The organism is Tolumonas lignilytica, from assembly GCF_000527035.1.
GTDB lineage: Bacteria > Pseudomonadota > Gammaproteobacteria > Enterobacterales > Aeromonadaceae > Tolumonas > Tolumonas lignilytica.
Map to the genome: position 1 here is coordinate 663,226 of NZ_AZUK01000001.1, position 20,310 is coordinate 683,535.

At 46.0% G+C, this 20,310-nt stretch carries 21 protein-coding genes; 4 read left to right on the top strand and 17 right to left on the bottom strand.

All coding sequences use genetic code 11. The features are described 5' to 3' along the window. Window positions 1–24 precede the first annotated feature (24 nt). Window positions 25–549 (top strand): endonuclease SmrB, encoded by a 525-nt coding sequence (gene smrB, locus H027_RS0103055; RefSeq protein WP_024871065.1) that lies wholly within the window; start codon window positions 25–27, stop codon window positions 547–549. A gap of 32 nt (window positions 550–581) precedes the next feature. Here the strand turns inward: smrB and H027_RS0103060 are convergent, their stop codons facing one another. Both H027_RS0103060 and sixA read right to left on the bottom strand, forming a co-directional pair. Further along, complete coding sequence (locus tag H027_RS0103060) at window positions 582–788, bottom strand: DUF1107 domain-containing protein (RefSeq protein ID WP_024871066.1); 207 nt, start codon at window positions 786–788, stop codon at window positions 582–584. 122 nt (window positions 789–910) lie between these two features. Beyond that, the gene (gene sixA / locus H027_RS0103065) at window positions 911–1,369 is read right to left on the bottom strand and encodes a phosphohistidine phosphatase SixA (RefSeq protein WP_024871067.1); all 459 of its coding nucleotides are present in this window, start codon (window positions 1,367–1,369) and stop codon (window positions 911–913) included. Window positions 1,370–1,510: 141 nt separating this feature from the next. Here sixA and H027_RS0103070 point away from each other — a divergent pair, with 141 nt between their 5' ends. Continuing rightward, window positions 1,511–4,300, top strand: a complete 2,790-nt coding sequence (locus H027_RS0103070) for an insulinase family protein (RefSeq protein ID WP_024871068.1) — start codon at window positions 1,511–1,513, stop codon at window positions 4,298–4,300. A gap of 19 nt (window positions 4,301–4,319) precedes the next feature. Here the strand turns inward: H027_RS0103070 and H027_RS0103075 are convergent, their stop codons facing one another. The 13 genes from H027_RS0103075 to yceD all read right to left on the bottom strand — a co-directional run bounded on the left by H027_RS0103075 (window position 4,320) and on the right by yceD (window position 14,662). Then, window positions 4,320–5,096 carry a TatD family hydrolase gene (locus tag H027_RS0103075; protein WP_024871069.1) on the bottom strand — a complete coding sequence of 259 codons (777 nt, stop codon included), beginning with the start codon at window positions 5,094–5,096 and terminating at the stop codon, window positions 4,320–4,322. A gap of 4 nt (window positions 5,097–5,100) precedes the next feature. After that, a complete protein-coding gene (holB, locus tag H027_RS0103080; protein ID WP_024871070.1) occupies window positions 5,101–6,060 on the bottom strand; it encodes a DNA polymerase III subunit delta' in 960 nt (319 codons plus the stop codon). Further along, window positions 6,045–6,674: a dTMP kinase gene (tmk, locus tag H027_RS0103085; protein ID WP_024871071.1), complete on the bottom strand. Its 630-nt coding sequence runs from the start codon at window positions 6,672–6,674 to the stop codon at window positions 6,045–6,047. Before tmk ends, holB begins: the two co-directional genes overlap by 16 nt. After that, complete coding sequence (gene mltG, locus H027_RS0103090) at window positions 6,675–7,718, bottom strand: endolytic transglycosylase MltG (protein ID WP_024871072.1); 1,044 nt, start codon at window positions 7,716–7,718, stop codon at window positions 6,675–6,677. It abuts the gene before it with no gap. Then, window positions 7,663–8,478, bottom strand: coding sequence for an aminodeoxychorismate lyase (pabC, locus tag H027_RS0103095; protein WP_038149146.1), 816 nt, complete (start codon window positions 8,476–8,478; stop codon window positions 7,663–7,665). Before pabC ends, mltG begins: the two co-directional genes overlap by 56 nt. Before the next feature lie 63 nt (window positions 8,479–8,541). Next, the gene (gene fabF / locus H027_RS0103100) at window positions 8,542–9,783 is read right to left on the bottom strand and encodes a beta-ketoacyl-ACP synthase II (RefSeq protein WP_024871074.1); all 1,242 of its coding nucleotides are present in this window, start codon (window positions 9,781–9,783) and stop codon (window positions 8,542–8,544) included. 79 nt (window positions 9,784–9,862) lie between these two features. Further along, window positions 9,863–10,099, bottom strand: coding sequence for an acyl carrier protein (acpP, locus tag H027_RS0103105; protein WP_024871075.1), 237 nt, complete (start codon window positions 10,097–10,099; stop codon window positions 9,863–9,865). A gap of 148 nt (window positions 10,100–10,247) precedes the next feature. Next, complete coding sequence (gene fabG / locus H027_RS0103110; protein ID WP_024871076.1) at window positions 10,248–10,982, bottom strand: 3-oxoacyl-ACP reductase FabG; 735 nt, start codon at window positions 10,980–10,982, stop codon at window positions 10,248–10,250. A gap of 11 nt (window positions 10,983–10,993) precedes the next feature. Beyond that, complete coding sequence (fabD, locus tag H027_RS0103115; RefSeq protein WP_024871077.1) at window positions 10,994–11,929, bottom strand: ACP S-malonyltransferase; 936 nt, start codon at window positions 11,927–11,929, stop codon at window positions 10,994–10,996. Window positions 11,930–11,946: 17 nt separating this feature from the next. Then, window positions 11,947–12,903: a beta-ketoacyl-ACP synthase III gene (locus H027_RS0103120; RefSeq protein WP_024871078.1), complete on the bottom strand. Its 957-nt coding sequence runs from the start codon at window positions 12,901–12,903 to the stop codon at window positions 11,947–11,949. 8 nt (window positions 12,904–12,911) lie between these two features. Next, window positions 12,912–13,931, bottom strand: a complete 1,020-nt coding sequence (plsX, locus tag H027_RS0103125) for a phosphate acyltransferase PlsX (protein WP_024871079.1) — start codon at window positions 13,929–13,931, stop codon at window positions 12,912–12,914. A gap of 23 nt (window positions 13,932–13,954) precedes the next feature. Then, window positions 13,955–14,119, bottom strand: coding sequence for a 50S ribosomal protein L32 (rpmF, locus tag H027_RS0103130; RefSeq protein WP_024871080.1), 165 nt, complete (start codon window positions 14,117–14,119; stop codon window positions 13,955–13,957). Between the two features lie 21 nt (window positions 14,120–14,140). Beyond that, on the bottom strand, window positions 14,141–14,662 hold the full coding sequence (gene yceD, locus H027_RS0103135) for a 23S rRNA accumulation protein YceD (protein ID WP_024871081.1): 522 nt from the start codon (window positions 14,660–14,662) through the stop codon (window positions 14,141–14,143). Between the two features lie 144 nt (window positions 14,663–14,806). Here yceD and H027_RS0103140 point away from each other — a divergent pair, with 144 nt between their 5' ends. Next, window positions 14,807–15,394, top strand: coding sequence for a Maf family protein (locus H027_RS0103140; protein ID WP_024871082.1), 588 nt, complete (start codon window positions 14,807–14,809; stop codon window positions 15,392–15,394). A gap of 44 nt (window positions 15,395–15,438) precedes the next feature. Here H027_RS0103140 and H027_RS0103145 read toward each other — a convergent pair whose 3' ends face one another. Together H027_RS0103145 and rluC are read right to left on the bottom strand one after the other, a co-directional pair. Continuing rightward, window positions 15,439–16,101, bottom strand: a complete 663-nt coding sequence (locus tag H027_RS0103145) for an HAD family hydrolase (protein WP_024871083.1) — start codon at window positions 16,099–16,101, stop codon at window positions 15,439–15,441. Window position 16,102: 1 nt separating this feature from the next. After that, window positions 16,103–17,047: a 23S rRNA pseudouridine(955/2504/2580) synthase RluC gene (rluC, locus tag H027_RS0103150; protein ID WP_024871084.1), complete on the bottom strand. Its 945-nt coding sequence runs from the start codon at window positions 17,045–17,047 to the stop codon at window positions 16,103–16,105. A gap of 328 nt (window positions 17,048–17,375) precedes the next feature. Here rluC and rne point away from each other — a divergent pair, with 328 nt between their 5' ends. Continuing rightward, window positions 17,376–20,222 carry a ribonuclease E gene (gene rne / locus H027_RS0103155; RefSeq protein ID WP_024871085.1) on the top strand — a complete coding sequence of 949 codons (2,847 nt, stop codon included), beginning with the start codon at window positions 17,376–17,378 and terminating at the stop codon, window positions 20,220–20,222. Window positions 20,223–20,310 lie beyond the last annotated feature (88 nt).

Below are 20,310 nucleotides of genomic sequence, written 5' to 3' on the forward strand. Positions count from 1 at the left end.
ATTATAGGCACGACAAACCGAATTATGAGCAAAAAAACGATACTGGATGACCAAGAACTAGACCTCTTTCGAGAGGCTATAAAAGGAGTCCGGCCAATAAAGCAGGATACCATACGTTTGCATGTTCCGGCGATCAAGCAGAAAGCACAAATCCGTGAAATTCGAGAAACGCAGCAGGCATTACACTACTTTTCGGATGAATATGAACCCCTGTTAAGCCAGGAAGGGCCTGTTCGATATCACCGCGCTGATGTTTCCGCTTATGAAGTGAAAAAGCTGCGTCGTGGCGATTACATACCGGACATGATGTTGGATCTGCATGGATTAACCCAGCAACAGGCAAAATCAGAACTCGGTGCATTAATTGAAGCCTGTCGACGACAGCATGTCCGCTGTGCCTGCGTCATGCATGGTCATGGGAAGAATATTTTGAAACAACGCATTCCGTTATGGCTAGCACAACATCCTGATGTGATGGCATTTCACCAAGCGCCCAAACTTTGGGGTGGTGATGCTGCCATACTGGTTCTTATTGAACAACCGATATAAATAATCTTGCGGTAACAGCACCATTACATGGTTTATGCCGCTTTTCTGGTTATTTCTGCAATTTTGCTGTTTAGTTCTTGAACTGTCGCCCGATGAACCGGATCGGCTTCGGGTGGCATCACTACTTTGCCATTTTCAAACTCATAACCACCCCGGCCATGAATATAAAGACGCCCTCGGAAAAAGGTTCTTACATATTTGGCAATTAATGCCGGAAAGTATTTTTTGAAAATGCGCACAGTCCACCCCCGTATCGCAACTTACCCTTATATTGAGTATAGTCGGGGCAGAAAAACCCCTTTTCAATGCGGGAAATTAAGCGAAATGCGAAAGTTAGAGACTGTGCACAATTCGGAAATTATTATCGAAGCGTATGCGGTCCTTCCAACCAATCCAGATGACCTTTACCTTCCTGTAAGGTTACCTTTGCCATACCAGAGGTCACAAACATAGGAGGAACCGCATTGGCACATAAGTCGTTCACGATGTAACCGACCAAAGGCAAGTGACTGATAATCAAAATATAGTCATCATTCAGAGCCCGTAAATAATCCGTCACTGTTTCAGCACGACCATAGGGCACCAGATCATGAATTTCTTCCACCAGCGCCGGCTCTGGTAAACAAGAGCGGATTGCTTCCCACGTCTGTTGCGCCCGTAAAAATGGGCTTACCAATACGCGATCAAGACGAGGCAGCTCAGTAGAAACCCATTCAGCCATCTTAATGGACTGCTTGCGACCCTTATCAGTCAATGGTCGTAAATCATCACGACCAGCTTCATGAGCCGCTTCACCATGACGCATCACAATAATTTTCATTAAGTCAGCCTTTAATGTCCTTATTCAGGTAAATACTACTGCCTTCAGATCAGGGAAACAATCAACAAGTTATGAAACGGTTTGCACCTTATTAAAATAACGGTCGATAATATAAGAATAATTATCCTTACGGCAGATCCTATGCAGATATTTCAAGCTCCCGAAGACAGATGTGAATACCGCTATCGCGTATTGGCAAACGGATTGCGTGTTTTGTTAATTCATGATCCTGTGGCTGAACGATCTGCTGCATCAATGGCGGTTGCATGTGGTCATTTTTCTGATCCGCCAGAACGGATGGGGATGGCGCATTTTTTAGAGCATATGCTTTTTCTCGGTACGGCTTCCTATCCGCATCCCGGTGAATATCAGGCCTTTATTGCACAACATGGTGGCAATCATAATGCCTGGACCGGGACTGAACATTCGAACTATTTCTTTGACATTGCCACCGAATTTTTTGATGAGGCATTGCATCGATTTTCACAATTTTTCATCTGTCCGAGCTTTAATGCCGATTTAGTCGAACGTGAACGCCATGCCATCGATTCCGAATATCGCTTGAAGATCAGTGATGATGTCCGCCGCTGCTATCAAGTTCACAAAGAGACCGTCAACCCGGCGCATCCATTCAGTAAGTTTTCTGTCGGAAATTTGGATACTCTGCATGAAAACAACGGCGAATCATTGCGGGAAGAGGTCAAAGCATTTTTTGAACGCCATTACAGTTCAGATTGCATGACGTTGGTCGTTCAGTCGCAACGCTCTCTGGATGAACAGGAAAGCACCATTACGCCTTTGTTTTCTGCGATAGCCCGTCGCCCCCCCTCAAATTCAGATGAGATCACCGAACCACTCTATCGGGAGCAAGATCTCCGACTAAGAATTCAAATTAAACCCCTCAAAGAGCTCCGTCGTTTATCTGTGAGCTTCGCTTTGCCTAATGTTGATGCGGATTATCAAACCAAACCGCTGACATACATCAGCCATCTGTTGGGCGATGAAGGTAAAGGCAGTCTATTTGCCTACATGAAACGCAAAGGCTGGATCAGTGCACTTTCTGCCGGTGGCGGTGTTGGTGGTTCCAATTTCCGGGACTTTCAGGTTAATTTTTCCCTCACCCCTAAAGGGCTGAAATATGAAACTTCGATCATCGAACACCTATTTTGTTTTCTACGATTGATTGCAGAACAGGGCATCAATGATTGGCGTTATGGCGAGAAAGCCTCGTTATTGCAAATCATGTATCAGGTTCAAGAGCATCTCAGACCATTAGACAACGTTTCTCATCTGTCGATGAACCTGTTTCACTATGCGCCTGCTGATGTGATCCAGGGAGACTATCTGATGACAGCACTGGATGCAGAAAGAGTCCGTGAGATGTTGGCACTGATATCACCCGATAACATGCGGATCACACTGATAGCGCCTGATGTGACCACCACTAAGACGGCAAAGTGGTATGACACGCCTTATCATGTTGAACCCATTGAAACCGCCTGGTTGAATATCTGGCGTAATGCCGCGTTACCCGATCCTAAACGCTACCGATTGCCAGAACCCAACCCCTTTTTACCAGACCGGTTCACCACACGACCTGATACTGTACACGCACAGATACCTCGCCGTTTGATTCATCGGGCCGGTTTGCGAGTCTGGCATCAACAAGACGCCAGTTTTGCGACACCGAAAGCCAATGTGTTTATTGCGGTAGACAGTGAGCATGCCGTGCTCTCCCCCTATCACATTGCCATGACCAGGTTAATGGTTGATCTGCTGCTCGATCATCTGAATGAGTTTACCTACCCGGCGGAACTTGCAGGGCTCAATTACAATATCTATGCACATCAGGGTGGTTTTACCATTCAACTGAGTGGTTTTAGCTGCCGCTTATATCATCTGCTGGAACTGTTACTGAAGAATCGTACGGCGGGTCATTATGAGCCAGAGCGCTTCTATGCGATAAAAGAACAGCTATTACGCAATTGGCGAAATCAAAATATAGGTCGCCCAATAGCCCACTTATTTAGTCAATTGACCAGTTTGTTACAACCCAATAATCCGCCGGTTGAATCGCTGATTGCACATTTGGAAAGTGTCGAACCATCTGAGTTACCTGAATTCATGCGACGTCTATTTCAGGCCGTTCATCTGGAGGTCTTGGCCCATGGTGACATACAGGCGGATGAGGTCAGACAAATAGCCGGATTGTTAGAACGACAAATCACCCCCAATAGCTTACCGAGCCGGGAAACTCGACGCCGTTTGGTTGATATCCGCAAGGCCGGTACATTACTGTATGAATGCCCATGTCCGCATAATGACTCGGCATTGCTGCTGTACTATCAATCAGCAGAAAAGGATGCCAACAGTATTGCGTGCTACACATTAGCCAACCACATCATGTCATCGCCCTTCTTTCATGATTTGCGTACTCAACAACAACTGGGCTATGTAGTTGGTACAGGCAATCTGCCACTGAACCGGCATCCGGGGTTGGTCTTTTATGTCCAATCGCCAGTGATGGCTCCCGATGGTCTGCTGGCTGCTATCGAGCTATTCATTGATGCATTCCATATGCAGTTGCTGGAGATGAATGAACAAACCTGGTTGAGCAACAAACAGGGATTGATCAGCCAATTGACGGAAGCTGATGCCAATTTACGGGCACGTAGCCAACGGTTATGGGGCAGCATTGGTAGCCGGGATTTCTCTTTCCGTCAGCGGGAATTGGTTGTCACAAAATTAGGCCAACTTTCACGAGCTGATTTCATTCGTTTCATTCGCTCATTACGCTCATCACAAGCTGACCGCGTCGTGTTGTACAGCCAGGGCGATGCACATCAGGAAACAGCAAGCACAATAGAAGGCATGCATATTGATTACTTGGCTGAATTTCAACAGACATCAGCACAGTTCCAATCCATTTGAACTGTGCTGAAAAAATGAATTAACGTTGCGCTGCAGTAAACAGGCGGAAAAAGTTTTCGCTGGTTTGCTCGGCCAATAACTCTGGTGATACGCCACGAAGTTCAGCAACAAATCTGGCAACATCAGCTACATAAGCAGGCTCGTTCTGGTGTCCACGGTGTGGCACTGGAGCCAGATAAGGAGAGTCGGTTTCAATCAGTAAACGATCAGCCGGGATCTGGCGAGTCACCTCCCTCAGCGCATCCGCATTGCGGAAGGTCACGATGCCGGAGATAGAAATGTACATGCCCAGCTCCAAGGCTGCCTTAGCCATGTTCCAATCTTCGGTGAAACAATGCAACACACCGCCCACATCACCAGCCCTTTCTTCCTTCAAAATGGCCAATGTGTCAGCTTTAGCATCACGGGTATGTACAATCACCGGTTTTTTCAATTCACGGGAAACCCGGATATGCTCACGAAATGCCTGCTGCTGTTCCGCTTTGTTTTCAGTGCTGTAGTAATAATCCAGACCTGTCTCACCAATTGCGATAACGCGAGGATTTACAGCCAGTTCTCTTAATTGCTCACCACTCCACGGTGACGACAGATCTAACGGATGCACACCACAAGAAGCAAATACATGAGGGAATGGCAATACCGATGCCAGCATCGCAGGAAAAGCCTCTAGCGTAACCGAGACTGACAAGAAATGAGTAACACCCTGTTGCTGTGCTTTTTGCAGCACATCAGCCACATCGTGGTGTTTTTTTTCATAATCAAGACGATCTAGATGGCAATGGGAATCAACTAACACGTATTTATTCCTTGGAAAACAGTTGAGTGAGCCAGTCGGCAAATAGGATTGAAGGCACGCCAGAGGGCATCTCCGCCAATGATTGCTTAAGTTGCAATAATTGCTGCATGCTGTCTAATAAACATTCTGATGATCGTTGTGCCAAATAAGATAACAACTCGGGATGGTCGGCGGATGCTAACTGTTGCATTACAACGCCTTGTTGAAGTTTCAATGCGTCCAGTAATAATCGACTCAGCCATTCAAATGTTGCTGGCATCGCTGCCACCCAACATTTGGTCAAACCCGATATCGTCCATGGTTGTTGGCGATAAACATCCAGAGCCTGAATAACCATTTGCCGCTGCTGTTCTCCCCCTTCATTCAGATACGCCAATGTTCGCAATGGCGCCCCCTGATTAAGGTGTAATACAGCCGAAGAAAACGCTCGGCCCGGAAGTTGTTGTTGCAGCCAGGTCAATGCTTGTTGTTCGTCAGCCTGCACCGTCCACACCTGACAACGACTCACAATGGTCGGTAACAGTTTCATCGCCGACTCACTCTGTAATATGAGCAAACTATTACCCGGCGGTTCTTCCAACGTTTTTAATAATGCATTTTCTGCGGCTTCAGTCATACGTTCAGCGTGAAGAATGACTGCCACTTTGCCCCGACCAAGCTGGGCACTATTCATGAGTTGCGCCGAAAGTTGACGGATGGTATCTACACTGATCGATTTGGCATCATCCGCACCATAAACATGCCAATCCGGATGCACCTGCTGGCGACTCAACTGACAGGCGTGACATTGACCACACGGGCTATTGTCCTGAGGGTGCTCACATAAAAACAGCGATGCCCACTGCATTGCTAATGCGGATTTGCCAATACCATCCGGACCAACCAGTAAAAAAGCATGCGGCAGGCGTTTATTGGCAAACACCTGTTGAAAACGCAACCAATATGGCATTAGCCACGGATACATAATGCCTGCTCCAGTGCTGCATTAATGGCTGCTTGTACTTGTTCTGGAGTCTGACTGGCATCGATAATCTGTATTTTGGCATCTTGTCTGGCCAACTCAAGATATCGAGCTCGAGTGCGTTGGAAAAAGGCCAACGCCTCTTGTTCAATCCGGTCTAACTCTCCTCTCTGCCGAGCGCGATACAGACCAACCGCCGGATCAATATCCAGATATAGCGTCAGATCAGGAGCAAAATCACCTAAAACAGCCTGCTTGATTTGGGTGATTAATTGAGGATCAATGCCACGACCACCGCCTTGATAGGCTTGAGATGACAGATCATGTCGATCGCCAACAACCCAGCAGCCCCGTTCCAATGCAGGTTTAATTCGATTTTCCACCAATTGTACACGAGCGGCATACATCAATAATAACTCGGCTTGAATGGTCAATGGCTCTTCATGTACTTCTTTGACAATACTACGCATTTTTTCAGCCAGCGGAGTCCCCCCTGGCTCTCGGGTTGTTTCAAGCTGGCTAATGCCATGCTCACGCAACCACGATAGAACATAATTGACCGCGGTACTTTTGCCCGCACCTTCCAACCCTTCTATTACAATAAACTTGCCGCTCATTTACTGCTCCAGCACATAGCGTTTTACCGCCTGATTGTGTTCAGCCAATGACGTGGAGAATTGGTGCGCCCCGCCTCCCTTGGCAACAAAATAAAGATAATTAGTCTTATCCGGATGTAATGCTGCTTGAATTGCTGCTTTACTTGGCATCGCTATCGGTGTCGGCGGTAAACCATCGATGATATAGGTATTATATGGATTAACATCCTCCAGATCGCGGCGATGAATACTACCGTCATACCGATCTTTGATGCCATATATTACGGTTGGATCAGTTTGTAGTTTCATTTTTCTATTTAAGCGATTAATAAAAACAGAAGCAATTCTTGGACGTTCATCCTCTTTTCCTGTTTCCTTTTCGATAATAGAAGCCATGATCAATGCAGCATAATCAGAAGCATAAGGAACAGATTTATCTCTGTTTGCCCAGCTTTGTGCCAAATATTTCAGCATGTCATGATGCGCACGACGCAGAATATCCTGGCACGTTGTACCCACGGTATAAGAATACGTTTCAGGCAAAAACCAGCCATCAATATTTTCTTGTTGAATCCCTAATTCATGGCGCAATCGACCGAGATCATGAACAGTAAGCGGTTGTGTCAAATAGGGCGCTTTGCTCAGTGTAATCAACCAATCATCTATACGTTGGCCTTCCACTAAGGTCACAGAAAACACAGCTTCCTTACCGCTCGCGAAAACCAACATGGCCTGTTTGACCAACCATCCTTTTTCAATCTTATATGTTCCCGCTTTAATCTGGCTAAATTCCGGATGCAGTTTCAACCAAACGACCGACCAGAATGGCGAAACAGGTTCTGCCGCCAGATCCATGAGGACAGCTTTAGCTTTAGCGCCTTTAGCTACCGTAAATAAACGTGAATCACCTTTCAATTGCACTGAGTCAAGCTGCTGCCAGGACCATGTTCCCCATAAAGTGACCACTAGCGCTATTACGGCAATTACCGCAGTACCCAGACGAACGATTTTAGGCCAGCGTAGCCAGCGCGCTTTGCAGGCGCTTAGCAAAGCGATGATCTTCATATTTGACCTCTTTTATTCCTATCACCGGTACAACACCCATCAACGCATTCGTTATCCATATCTCATCGGCATTCAGCAAAGAATCCAGCCCTACAGATACGAGTTCAGCTGGATATTGCCAATCCATCAGTTGCTGCATCACAAAGGCGCGCATCACACCACACACCCCCGTTTGTTGCAAGTCAGGTGTATATACCTTCTCTTCTTTACGCCAGAATAAATTTGCCGTAACAGCTTCAACGACATTTCCTTGCCAATCGAGAACCACAGCTTCCGCCAGCCCTTTATGATCCAATTCATCTTTCAATAAAATTTGCTCTAGGCGGTTTAACGTTTTCAAACCAGCCAGAATTGGTTGCCAACCCACCCGTTGTTCAGCCACATCCAAAATGATGCCCTGCCGTTGCCATTCAAGATAATGAATCGGATAAGGATGCGCTGAGACAATAATACTGGGGGAATGACATCCTTGAGGGCTATAACCTCGCCCGCCAACACCACGAGTCATTATTATTTTGCCGCAAGCATACTCGGTATCAACTGACGCAGCGAGTTGGCAGCATTGTTCATATAATGTATCAAAATCAGGTGGTAATAACTTCAACCGGGCACAAGCCTGTTGTATGCGTTGAATATGTAAATGCCATAACTGGGGTCGCTGCTGTTTCAACAATAAGGTGGTGAAGTGACCGTCACCTAACGTTAGCCCCCTATCCTGAACCGATATCGTGGAGCTAGTAGAACCATTAACCAGAATCATAAGATTCCACAAATAAAAAGGCCTGATAACAGTGTATCAGGCCCTTTAAAACAATATCGAGTGTTAAACGCGTTTAAAAATCAGTGAACCGTTAGTGCCACCGAAACCAAACGAATTTGATAAAGCACACACAAAATTACCTGGTTTAGCTACATGAGGAACCAGATCTAAATCGCACTCTTCATCCGGATTATCCAGATTAATCGTTGGTGGAGCGACTTGATCACGCAGAGCCAGAATAGTAATGATGGCTTCAATTGCACCGGCTGCACCCAACAGATGGCCAGTCATTGATTTGGTTGAACTTACCATTACCTTGTTGGCATGTGCACCAAATGTGCTTTTCACTGCACGCAGTTCCGCTTTATCCCCCAATGGGGTAGACGTACCGTGAGCATTGATATAGCCAATAGCTTCCGGAGCAATACCTGCATCACGAATCGCATTCTGCATCGCCAGCGCAGCACCGCTGCCATCATCAGGCGGAGCAGTCATATGGTGAGCGTCACCACTCATACCAAAACCGATCAGTTCTGCATAAATCTTGGCACCACGCGCTTTTGCGTGTTCGTACTCTTCGAGAACCACCACACCGGCACCATCCCCCAGCACAAAACCATCACGGTCTTTGTCCCAAGGACGACTAGCTTTTTGTGGTTCATCATTACGAGCAGACAACGCTTTTGCCGCCGCAAAGCCGCCCATCCCCATTGGGGTCGACGCTTTTTCAGTACCACCTGCTACCATGGCATCAGCATCACCATAAGCAATCATGCGAGCGGCAAAGCCAATAGCATGTGTACCCGAGGTACATGCAGTGGTGACAGCAATGTTAGGACCACGCAATCCTTTCATGATAGACAGATGTCCTGCCGCCATATTGATAATGGTAGAAGGGACAAAAAATGGACTCAGTTTACGTGGACCACCATTCAGCAGGCTGGTGTGATTTGATTCAATCAAACCCAGACCGCCGATACCAGAACCGATAGTGACACCAACACGATGAGCATTAGCTTCAGTGATTTCAAGACCTGAGTCATTGAAAGCCTGAATACCAGCAGCCACACCGTATTGAATGAATAAATCCATTTTACGGGCGTCTTTTTTGCTGATGCCGTGTTCTTCGGGATCAAAATTCTTCACCAGACCTGCAAATTTGGTTGGGAAGTCAGTCGTATCGAAATGATCGATGGAGGTGATACCACTTTGGCCTTTTAACAAGGTCTGCCAAGATTCTTCAGCAGTGTTACCTACGGGAGACAACATCCCCAGGCCGGTCACCACTACTCTGCGCTTTGACACAGGAAAGCCTCCGGGAGGAAAAAACGGATGTTAAAACAAGAAACAGGAGCGTTAGAACCACGCTCCTGCTGTCAGGCGATTATTCCTGATGAGAAAGGATGTAATCGATAGCAGCTTGAACAGTAGTGATCTTTTCTGCTTCTTCATCAGGGATCTCAGTATCGAACTCTTCTTCCAGCGCCATTACCAGCTCAACGGTATCCAGAGAGTCAGCGCCTAAATCGTCAACAAAAGATGCTGCTGATTTAACGTCTTCTTCTTTAACACCCAGTTGTTCGATGATAATTTTTTTTACGCGTTCTTCGATAGTACTCATGACCTGATTTTTCCTTTAGAAATACGCAAATGCGTGTGTTGTCGTAGTGTATTCAATTGTTCATAGTTTGCAAGACTCTTCGAGGCTGTCCATTCAGGATTTTAGAGATATTCCTCTATTTTCCACCATAAACAGCCCCAAAAGAACCCTAAACCATGTACATACCACCGTTCACATGTAATGTTTCACCGGTGATATAAGCAGCCTCATCAGAGGCTAAAAATGCCACTGCAGAAGCAATTTCCTGAGCTGAACCTAAACGTCCTGCTGGAACCTGGCTCAGAATAGCATTGCGCTGTTCATCATTCAGAACATGCGTCATATCGGTTTCGATAAAACCAGGAGCAACTGCATTCACAGTGATACCTCGTGAGCCAACTTCACGAGCTAATGATTTAGTGAACCCTAACAAACCGGCTTTTGCTGCTGCATAGTTGGTTTGTCCCGCATTTCCCATAGTACCAACAACAGAACCGATACTGATGATACGTCCGTAACGTTTTTTCATCATGGTACGTAATACTGCCTTCGATAGACGATAGATTGATGACAGGTTGGTCTGAATGATATCGTCCCATTCATCATCTTTCATACGCATCAGCAAGTTGTCACGCGTGATACCCGCGTTATTCACCAGAATATCAACTTCGCCATATTTTGCTTTGATTGCATCAAATAAGGCATCAATTGATGATTGCTCAGTAACATTTAATACTAATCCTGTGCCGGCTGCGCCCAGATATTCACCGATCGCTGCAGCGCCTGACTCGCTGGTAGCAGTGCCCACCACGGTCGCACCACGTGCAACAAATGTCTGAGCAATTGCTTTACCGATACCGCGGCTAGCGCCAGTAACCAGTACTACTTTACCTTGGAAACTCATTGTAATTCCTCTTACTGAACTTTGCTCAACGCGTCTTGCAAACCAGCGACATCATTGATTGCACAACCATCAACACGCTTATCAATACGTTTGACCAAACCGGTCAGAACTTTGCCAGGTCCCATCTCGATTTCGAAAGTTACATCTTCGTTCGCCATGCGTTCCACTGTTTCCGTCCAACGAACTGGGCTGTATAACTGACGAATCAATGCATCTTTGATTGCAGCAGGATCGGTTACGGTTGCCACGTCTGCATTATTGATAACAGGGATAGTCGGCGCTTTTACTTCCAGTTTATCCAATGCAATCGCCAATTCTTCCGCTGCAGGTTTCATCAACGCACAGTGAGACGGCACACTAACTGGTAATGGTAATGCACGCTTGGCGCCAGACTCTTTCATCAATACATTGGCGCGCTCAACAGCCTCTTTATGACCAGCAATAACCACTTGACCAGGAGAGTTAAAATTCACCGGAGAAACAACTTGATCCTGCGCTGCTTTTTCACAGTTAGCTGCAATTGAATCATTATCCAAGCCAATGATCGCAGCCATCGCCCCAACCCCTTCAGGGACAGCGCGTTGCATAGCCTGACCACGCAGTTCCACCAATTTAACGGCATCCGCGAAATTCAATGCGCCAGCACATACCAGCGCAGAGTACTCACCTAAACTGTGACCCGCCATAACTGCTGGCATCGCACCACCCTGAGCTTGCCATAAACGCCATAATGCAACAGAGCTGGTTAATAATGCAGGTTGTGTTTTCCACGTTTTATTCAGCTCTTCTGCAGGCCCTTGCATGACCAGTTCAAACAAGTCATAACCTAATACCGCACTGGCTTCTGCGAAGGTGTCTTTAATAATGGAATGGGTTTCCGCCAATTCAGCCAGCATGCCAACACTCTGAGAACCTTGTCCCGGAAAGGCAATTGCAAACTTACTCATTTTTATTTCCTTTATTATCAATAACGAATCAGAGCCGAACCCCAGGTGAAACCACCACCGAAGGCTTCCAGCAACAATAATTGACCACGTTTTATCCGGCCATCACGAACACCTTCATCTAATGCAATTGGCACGGATGCTGCCGAAGTGTTGCCATGACGATCCAATGTCAAGATCACCTGATCCATCGACATACCCAGCTTTTTAGCTGTAGCACTAATGATGCGCCAGTTGGCCTGGTGAGGCACCAACCAATCCAGTTCCGATTTATCAACGTTATTGGCCTCAAGAGTCTGAGTAACCAATTCGCTCAACCGGGTAACTGCCACTTTAAAGACATCATTACCCTTCATATACATATAAGCACTGTCTGCATCATCAGCGCCGCGTTGAACCTGTGGTAATTTTAATAAATCACCATAACGGCCATCAGCAAACAAATGCGTGGAAATAATACCCTGCTGTTCAGTCGCACCTAATACAACAGCGCCTGCACCATCGCCAAATAAAATGATCGTACCTCGATCATTTGGTTCACAGGCTCGGGATAACGTGTCAGCACCAACAACCAGTATGTGTTTGGCATTACCAGCCCGAATAAATTGATCAGCCACACTGAGTGCATAGGTAAATCCAGCACAAGCTGCTGCTAAATCAAAGGCTGGAATACCTGGACGATCAAGCATGGCTTGTAATTCACAGGCTGCTGCAGGAAAAGCATTTTCAGCACTGGTAGTGGCAACGATAATCATATCCAGCTCAGCAGCCGAAATACCTGCCGCAGACAGAGCCAATTGTGCTGCCTGAAAAGATAACGAGGCTACCGTTTCATTTTCATCCGCGATACGACGTTCCCGGATACCGGTTCTTTCCACGATCCATTCATCACTGGTTTCGACCATACGCTCAAGATCTGCGTTCGTACGAACCTTTGCGGGTACATAGCTACCCGTACCAAGAATTTTACTGAACATAAAGTGAATTAGCGCTCGTATGTGTGTTCTGCAGTAAAGCGCTCTGAGATCCGGCGGGGCAATTTCTGTTCGATCTCAGCCACTGCATGCAGAATGGCATTAGATAAAGCCCGCCGTTTGGCGCGCCCATGACTTTTTATTACGATTCCATTTAGCCCCAAAAGACTGGCGCCATTATAATGGTCAGGATGCATCACTGACAAAGAGGTTTGCATTTCTGCAGCTGAATTTGTTTTTTTATTCGTCATCAGGGTCTCATTAAAACCCCTCATTTGATGGTAAAAAAACCGGGCAATCCCTTCCGCTGTCTTAAGTGCAATGTTTCCAGCAAATCCATCACACACGATGACATCAGCAAGACCGGAAATTAGCTGGTCTCCCTCAAGAAATCCAATGTAGTTAAATTGAGTGTCAGATGCTAGTAATTTAGCTGTTTCCTGAACCAATTTACTACCTTTAATTACTTCCGCCCCTACATTGAGCAATGCAATTCTGGGAGACGAAATAGCATGAACATGTTTGGAAACCAAATCGCCCATACATGCAAACTGAAATAACATTTCAGGTGAGCAATTTACATTACAACCTAAATCAAGCATGACTGTATGTTGACCATGCAAATTAGGTAGGGAAGAACATAAAGCAGGTCGTTTTAAATGAGGCAGCATGGTTAATACACGCATTGCCATGACCATCAATGCACCTGTATTTCCACTACTCACGCAGGCCTGAGCTTGTTCTGAACACACTAACTCCAACATCACTCGCATTGATGAATCAGTTTTAGTTCTTAAAGCAATGACAGGACGATCGCTCATCAGTACTGATTGCGAAGCATGAATTAATTGCAGACGAGGATGTTCAGAAAGCGAGTACTGTTCTAGCAGTGGAAGTAGCTGTTCCTGCTCACCAACTAGAAGAATTTTCAGATTTGGCAAAAGCGACAGTGCCTGCGCAGCGGCAGGCACTGTTTCGGTGGGACCGAAATCCCCCCCCATAGCATCTAACGCGACCGTTAGAATAGACAAAAGGTAGATCCGCGTTACAGAACTTAGATTACCTTTTTACCACGGTAGTAACCATCAGCAGTCACATGGTGACGACGATGAGTTTCACCGCTGGTTGCATCAACGCTCAATTGTGCAGCAGTCAATGCATCGTGTGAACGACGCATGCCACGGCGTGAACGGGTTTTACGGTTCTGTTGTACGGCCATTGACCTTACTCCTAATTAACTTTACTTGCGTTTCAAACTAGTTAGAACAGCAAACGGATTCGGACGTTCATCAGCGGGGTCGATCTCACCCCACGTCATTTGTGCGCCCGCCATTGGACATTCGTCCTCTGGGTGCATAGCCACGATCGGCAAACTGAGAATTAACTCATCCTCAATCAGCTCGTGAAGATCAAATTCGCCGTTTTCATCAAGCTCAAGAAGCTCATAAGACTCCGGGATTTCATCCTCTATGGTATTCCTCAAATGAGGAGTATACGTGAAGTCGGCCTTGCAGAGATATTCAAAAACACCAGAGCAACGTTGACACTCAAGATTCAATGTTACCTCTGCAGTTCCCTGCAGAACAATTAAACCTTGCGCATCAGTGAAGAAACTCAGTGTAGCTTCAATATCACTGACAATTCCGTTAGAGGAATCAGCCAGTCGAGGCATGCACTTGGCTTCAACGATTCCTTGATAATCAAGGCGTTTCGCCGTGCAACGGACTGGATCGATCTTTATGGGTAGTTTCACCTTTTGCATAAGGCGGGCATGATATAGATACAACACCCGATAGTCAAAGGAAAAACGAATCAGACGCTGTCTATTAGCTGAAGATTAGGTGCGGTAATTTCTGATAAGTAGCATAGTATGTTAACTCTATTTTCTTGGATATCTGATAGATATATGACAACTCCTGATTTAGTACTGGCCTCTACTTCTGTTTATCGTCGGGCATTATTAGAGAAACTTGCGATTCCCTTCCGTTGTGTGGCACCACATATCGATGAGACACCGCAATATAATGAAAAAGCACATCAGCTTGTTCAGCGGTTGGCACTGGAAAAAGCACAAGCTGTCGCAAAAAATAACCCCCTGAGTTGGATTATAGGCAGTGATCAGGTCTGTACTATTAATGGGAATATAGTGGGTAAACCGGGTTCGGCATCAGCGGCTATTGCGCAATTACAGGCTGCTTCAGGACAGAAGATCAGTTTTTATACAGGATTATGTTTGTATGATGCAGCACAAGATCGCTTTCAACTGTTGGCCGAACCCTTTCATGTTCATTTTCGCGTTTTGTCATTGCCCCAAATTGAATGCTATATAAAAGCAGAAACGCCGTTTGATTGCGCCGGCAGTTTTAAATCTGAGGGACTCGGCATCAGCCTGTTTCAGCAATTAGAAGGGCGTGATCCAAATACATTAATCGGTTTACCGCTGATAGCTTTAGTTGATATGTTGGCTGCTTGGGGATTGGAATTACCACTGTAAGCTAAGATCAGCCCGAGCAGCGAACCTCGGGCCATTCTATGTCATTAATTAAACAGGGTACTGGATAGCTGTTGGTACAATTCAGCAACAGAATCAACTATGGCAATAGGCTGGTGACTTTCTAGCATAGTTTTATTATGTACCCCCCAACTTACCCCAATACTGTCCATTCCAATAGCTTGAGCCATCGCCAAATCATGCACCGAATCGCCCACCATTACAGCTGAATGCACCGGTATGCTTAACTCATGCAGAATCTGTTGCAACATGAGTGGATCAGGTTTTGATTTTGCTTCATCTGCACCGCGACGGGCACAAAACAGGGCAGCCATATCAGTTTCAGCCAATACACGCTCCAAACCATTTCGTGACTTCCCTGTTGCAACAGCAAGCAATTTGCCGTTTGCATATAATTGTTGAACCATGCGTTCAATATCAGGAAACAACGGAGTGGGCGTATCATCAAGATGTTTATAGTAATGGCTATAATGTTGAATTAGCGTCTTATGTTCTTCTTCCGATGTACCAGGAAACAGACGTTGCATCGACACCTGTAAGCTAAGCCCGATAATGTCTTTGACCGAGTTTTTTGACGGCACAGCTAAATTACTGGCTAGTGCCGCTTTTTGCATAGAAGAAACGATCCGCCCGACCGAATCCATCAGCGTACCATCCCAGTCAAAAATGATGAGTTGATACTCTTTCATATTATTTTTCCAATTTATCCAACACTGATTGCAACTCTTTATCCAGCGGTGCCTCAACAGACATTTCCTTCCCAGTAACAGGATGAATAAAGGTCAAACGATAAGCATGCAAAAATAAACGTTGTAAACCTGCCTGTTTTACCTGTTCATCAAATTCACGTTCACCGTATTTATCATCACAAGCAATAGGATGACCGGCATGTAAGGTATGTACACGTATTTGATGTGTTCGTCCGGTAATCGGACTGGCCATCACCAAAGTCGCATGCGCAAATTTCTGCATGATCTGAAAGCGAGTTTCTGAAGGTTTGCCTTCACTATTTACTCGCACAATGCGCTCACCCGATTGCAGGATATTTTTAAGTAATGGCGCACTCACTGTTTTTACATGTGGTTGCCATTGACCCCGCACCAAAGCCAAATATTGTTTACGCATTGTTTTAACGCGTAACTGTTCATGCAAATGCTTCAACGCACTGCGCTTTTTAGCAACTAACAATAAGCCAGAGGTATCACGATCCAACCGGTGCACCAATTCCAGAAAACGACTTTCTGGTCTTAGTGCCCGCAAACCTTCAATGACACCAAAACTAAGCCCGCTACCGCCGTGTACGGCTAAGCCCGATGGTTTATTTAAAACAATAATGGCATCGTCTTCATAGACAATACGATCAGCCAATGCTTGAACTGAACTTAATTTTGAGGAAGGTAATGCATTTTCTTCTGCCACACGCACTGGCGGAACACGGATCTCATCGCCAACACATAGTTTATACTCAGGTTTAATGCGTTTTTTATTAACTCGCACCTCTCCTTTGCGCAAAATACGGTAAATGAGGCTCTTAGGAACCCCTTTTAGCTGAGTTTTCAAAAAGTTATCTATGCGTTGTCCATCTTGCTCAGCATCAATTGTGATGAACTGTACGCCTTGATTTGTATTATTCATGTAGCAATTCTAACTCAGCCATTGATGATTGTCGCAAACTCATTACACCATGCCTTGCACTGATTCAATGTAAAATGGAATAATGGAGCGATTTTCTATATAAAGCGCAAATTTATTCGTTACCTGCGTCTGGAAAATCATCGATTCTTCACCCGCCCCCTTGTCGCAAGGGAGGAAACATGAATGCGCCTACCTATAAAGTGCGCCTCACGCATGTTCCAACCGAGAGGTTGCCAATCACATGCCATCAAGACCCGAGGCCGGTAGTGTCTGTTTCACGCAATGGTGAAGTAAACAATTAAAACAATTTACAAAAACAGAGATTTGAATGAAAAGAATGTTAATTAACGCGACTCAAGAAGAAGAGTTGCGCGTTGCCCTCGTTGATGGACAGCGTATTTATGACCTGGATATTGAAAGTCCAGGGCACGAACAGAAAAAAGCGAACATTTACAAAGGCAAAATCACACGTATTGAGCCAAGTTTGGAAGCAGCCTTCGTTGATTATGGTGCTGAACGCCATGGCTTCCTGCCGCTTAAAGAAATTGCTCGTGAATATTTCCCTGACAATTACACCTTCCATGGTCGTCCTAACATTAAGGAAGTCATCAAGGAAGGTCTGGAAGTTATTGTTCAGATCGATAAAGAAGAACGAGGCAATAAAGGCGCAGCATTAACTACATTTATTAGTCTAGCTGGTAGTTATCTGGTACTGATGCCAAATAATCCACGCGCTGGCGGTATTTCGCGTCGGATCGAAGGTGATGAACGGACTGAACTGAAAGAAGCCATGAATGGTTTGGAAGTCCCGACCGGCATGGGGCTGATTGTCCGTACTGCAGGGGTTGGCAAATCACAGGAAGAGTTAGAGTGGGACCTCAATATTCTGCTCAAACACTGGAACGCTATTAAAACTGCTTCCAGTAACCGTCCTGCGCCATTCCTGATCCATCAGGAAAGTAATGTTATCGTTCGTGCGATCCGCGATTATTTACGTCGTGATATCGGCGAAATTCTGATTGATAGCGAAACTATTTTTGAGCGTGCCAAACAGCACATCGAACTGGTACGCCCAGATTTCATCAACCGCGTCAAACTGTATAAAAGTGAAATCCCGCTGTTCACTCACTTCCAGATCGAAAGTCAGATTGAATCAGCTTTTCAACGTGAGGTTCGCCTGCCTTCAGGTGGTTCCATCGTCATAGATCCGACAGAAGCGTTAACGTCGATAGACATTAACTCTTCCCGCGCAACCAAAGGCGGTGATATAGAAGAAACCGCACTGCAAACCAACCTTGAAGCCGCTGATGAAATCGCTCGTCAATTACGTCTGCGTGACTTGGGTGGTCTGATTGTTATCGACTTTATCGATATGACACCAGTGCGTCACCAACGCGAAGTAGAAAATCGTTTACGTGATGCAGTTCGCCAAGATCGAGCTAGAATCCAATTAGGTCGTATCTCTCGTTTCGGTTTGCTGGAATTATCCCGCCAACGGTTGCGTCCTTCGCTGAACGAATCCAGTACTCATGTATGCCCTCGTTGTAGTGGCCAAGGCTTCATTCGTGACAATGAATCGTTAGCCCTGAGCATTCTCCGTCTAATTGAAGAAGAAGCGCTGAAAGATAACACTGAACAGGTGATTGCACAGGTGCCTGTTGATGTGGCTGCTTATTTGCTGAATGAAAAACGTCAGGCAGTACTGAAACTGGAGCAGCGTCATCAGGTTCAGTTGTTAATTATTCCTAACAGCCGTCTGGAAACCCCTCATTTTGAAGTGTCTCGTTTCCGTTCTGGCGAAGAAACTGATGCTCTCAGCTATGAATTAAAAACTGATGCGCCAGTTGAAGAGTATCAACCTAAACCACAACTGATCAGTGCGCCATCGGAACAGCCTGCACTGCAAGGTTTCGTAGCACCAAGTACCCCTGCTCCAACACCTGTAGCAACGCCAGCGGTAGACAAAGCCGCCACAGACGGCATGTTGTCGCGCTTATTCAAGTTTATCGGCTCCTTATTTAAAGGTTCTTCGGAAGCACCAGCGGAAGAACCACAACCACAGGCTAAAGAGCGTCAACAAACTCGCCGCCGGGATAATCGCAGCAACAACCGCAAACGCAATACCACCTATTCTTCACGTAATCGAGAAGACGAAGGGGCCAACGCTAATGCTACAGAGGAAAAAAATCAGACGGCTCCAGCTCGTCAACCTCGTAGAACCAAAACAGAACGCCCAGAACGACCTGCTCGTGAGAATAATTCTGAAAGAGAATTGCAAACCAAGCAGTCAGAAAGAGCGCCTAAAGAGCGGAAACCGCGCAACGACGCTTCAACCGTGATCGCTGACGAACAGCAAGACATTGCTCGTAAAGAACAGCGAGTTGAAGAACGTCGCGAACGCCGCAATATGCGTAAAAAAGTGCGGATTAGTGATGGTTCGGTTCCAAACGAAGGTGTGGCAGTAACAAGTACCGTTGTGAAATCAGAAAATGATGTCGCAGGAGAAAATCAGCCCCGCACTCGCCGTCGTCGCACCAATGCAGACCGCAGTGTCGAAGACAAATCACAACAAGCCGGTGAAGCTATCGTCACCGAAGCAGGCCCTGTTACTCAGGAAAGCACGCCAATATCGGTAATTGAACCAATTGCTACTGAAACCGTTCAACAGCCCGTTACGGTTGAAAGTGAAAACATTGAATTAAAACCCACTGCACCAGCCGAGACGACAGACAATACAGAAGCTGCGACAGCTCAATTGCCTGTAGACGCGCTAGCTCAGGAAGAAGCAGTAACCGAATTGGCTGACGCTGTTAGCACCGATTCTGTTGTTGCAGAAGAGACGATTGAAAATGCAATACAACCAGCATCAATCACCTCATCTGTAATTATTTCTGCAGAGCCGTCAGTCGAAGCAGCCGTAGTACCTGTAGTCTCAGCTGTTGCAGCAGAACTCATCACTACTCATAAACCGAAAGCATTCGGTTTGATTGAGCGAGTTCGTTTCGCGTATGCAGAAATGACTCGACCAGCTGAAATGCCGTTACCTCCAGCCCAACCGAAAGGCGACTCAGTGCCTTATCAACGTAAACCGGTTAATGGTAGTGGCCGCGCAGCAGGTACATCTTGCTTAAAACAGAAAGCATCTGCACCAGCAGGCCGTCCTGAAGCTTTATAAATAATCCATCCTGCCGCTGAGTATTCTGCGGCAGGATGTTTTCCTCAGTAATATCATTTCCGCAATTAAATCCGCATTATTATTGCTA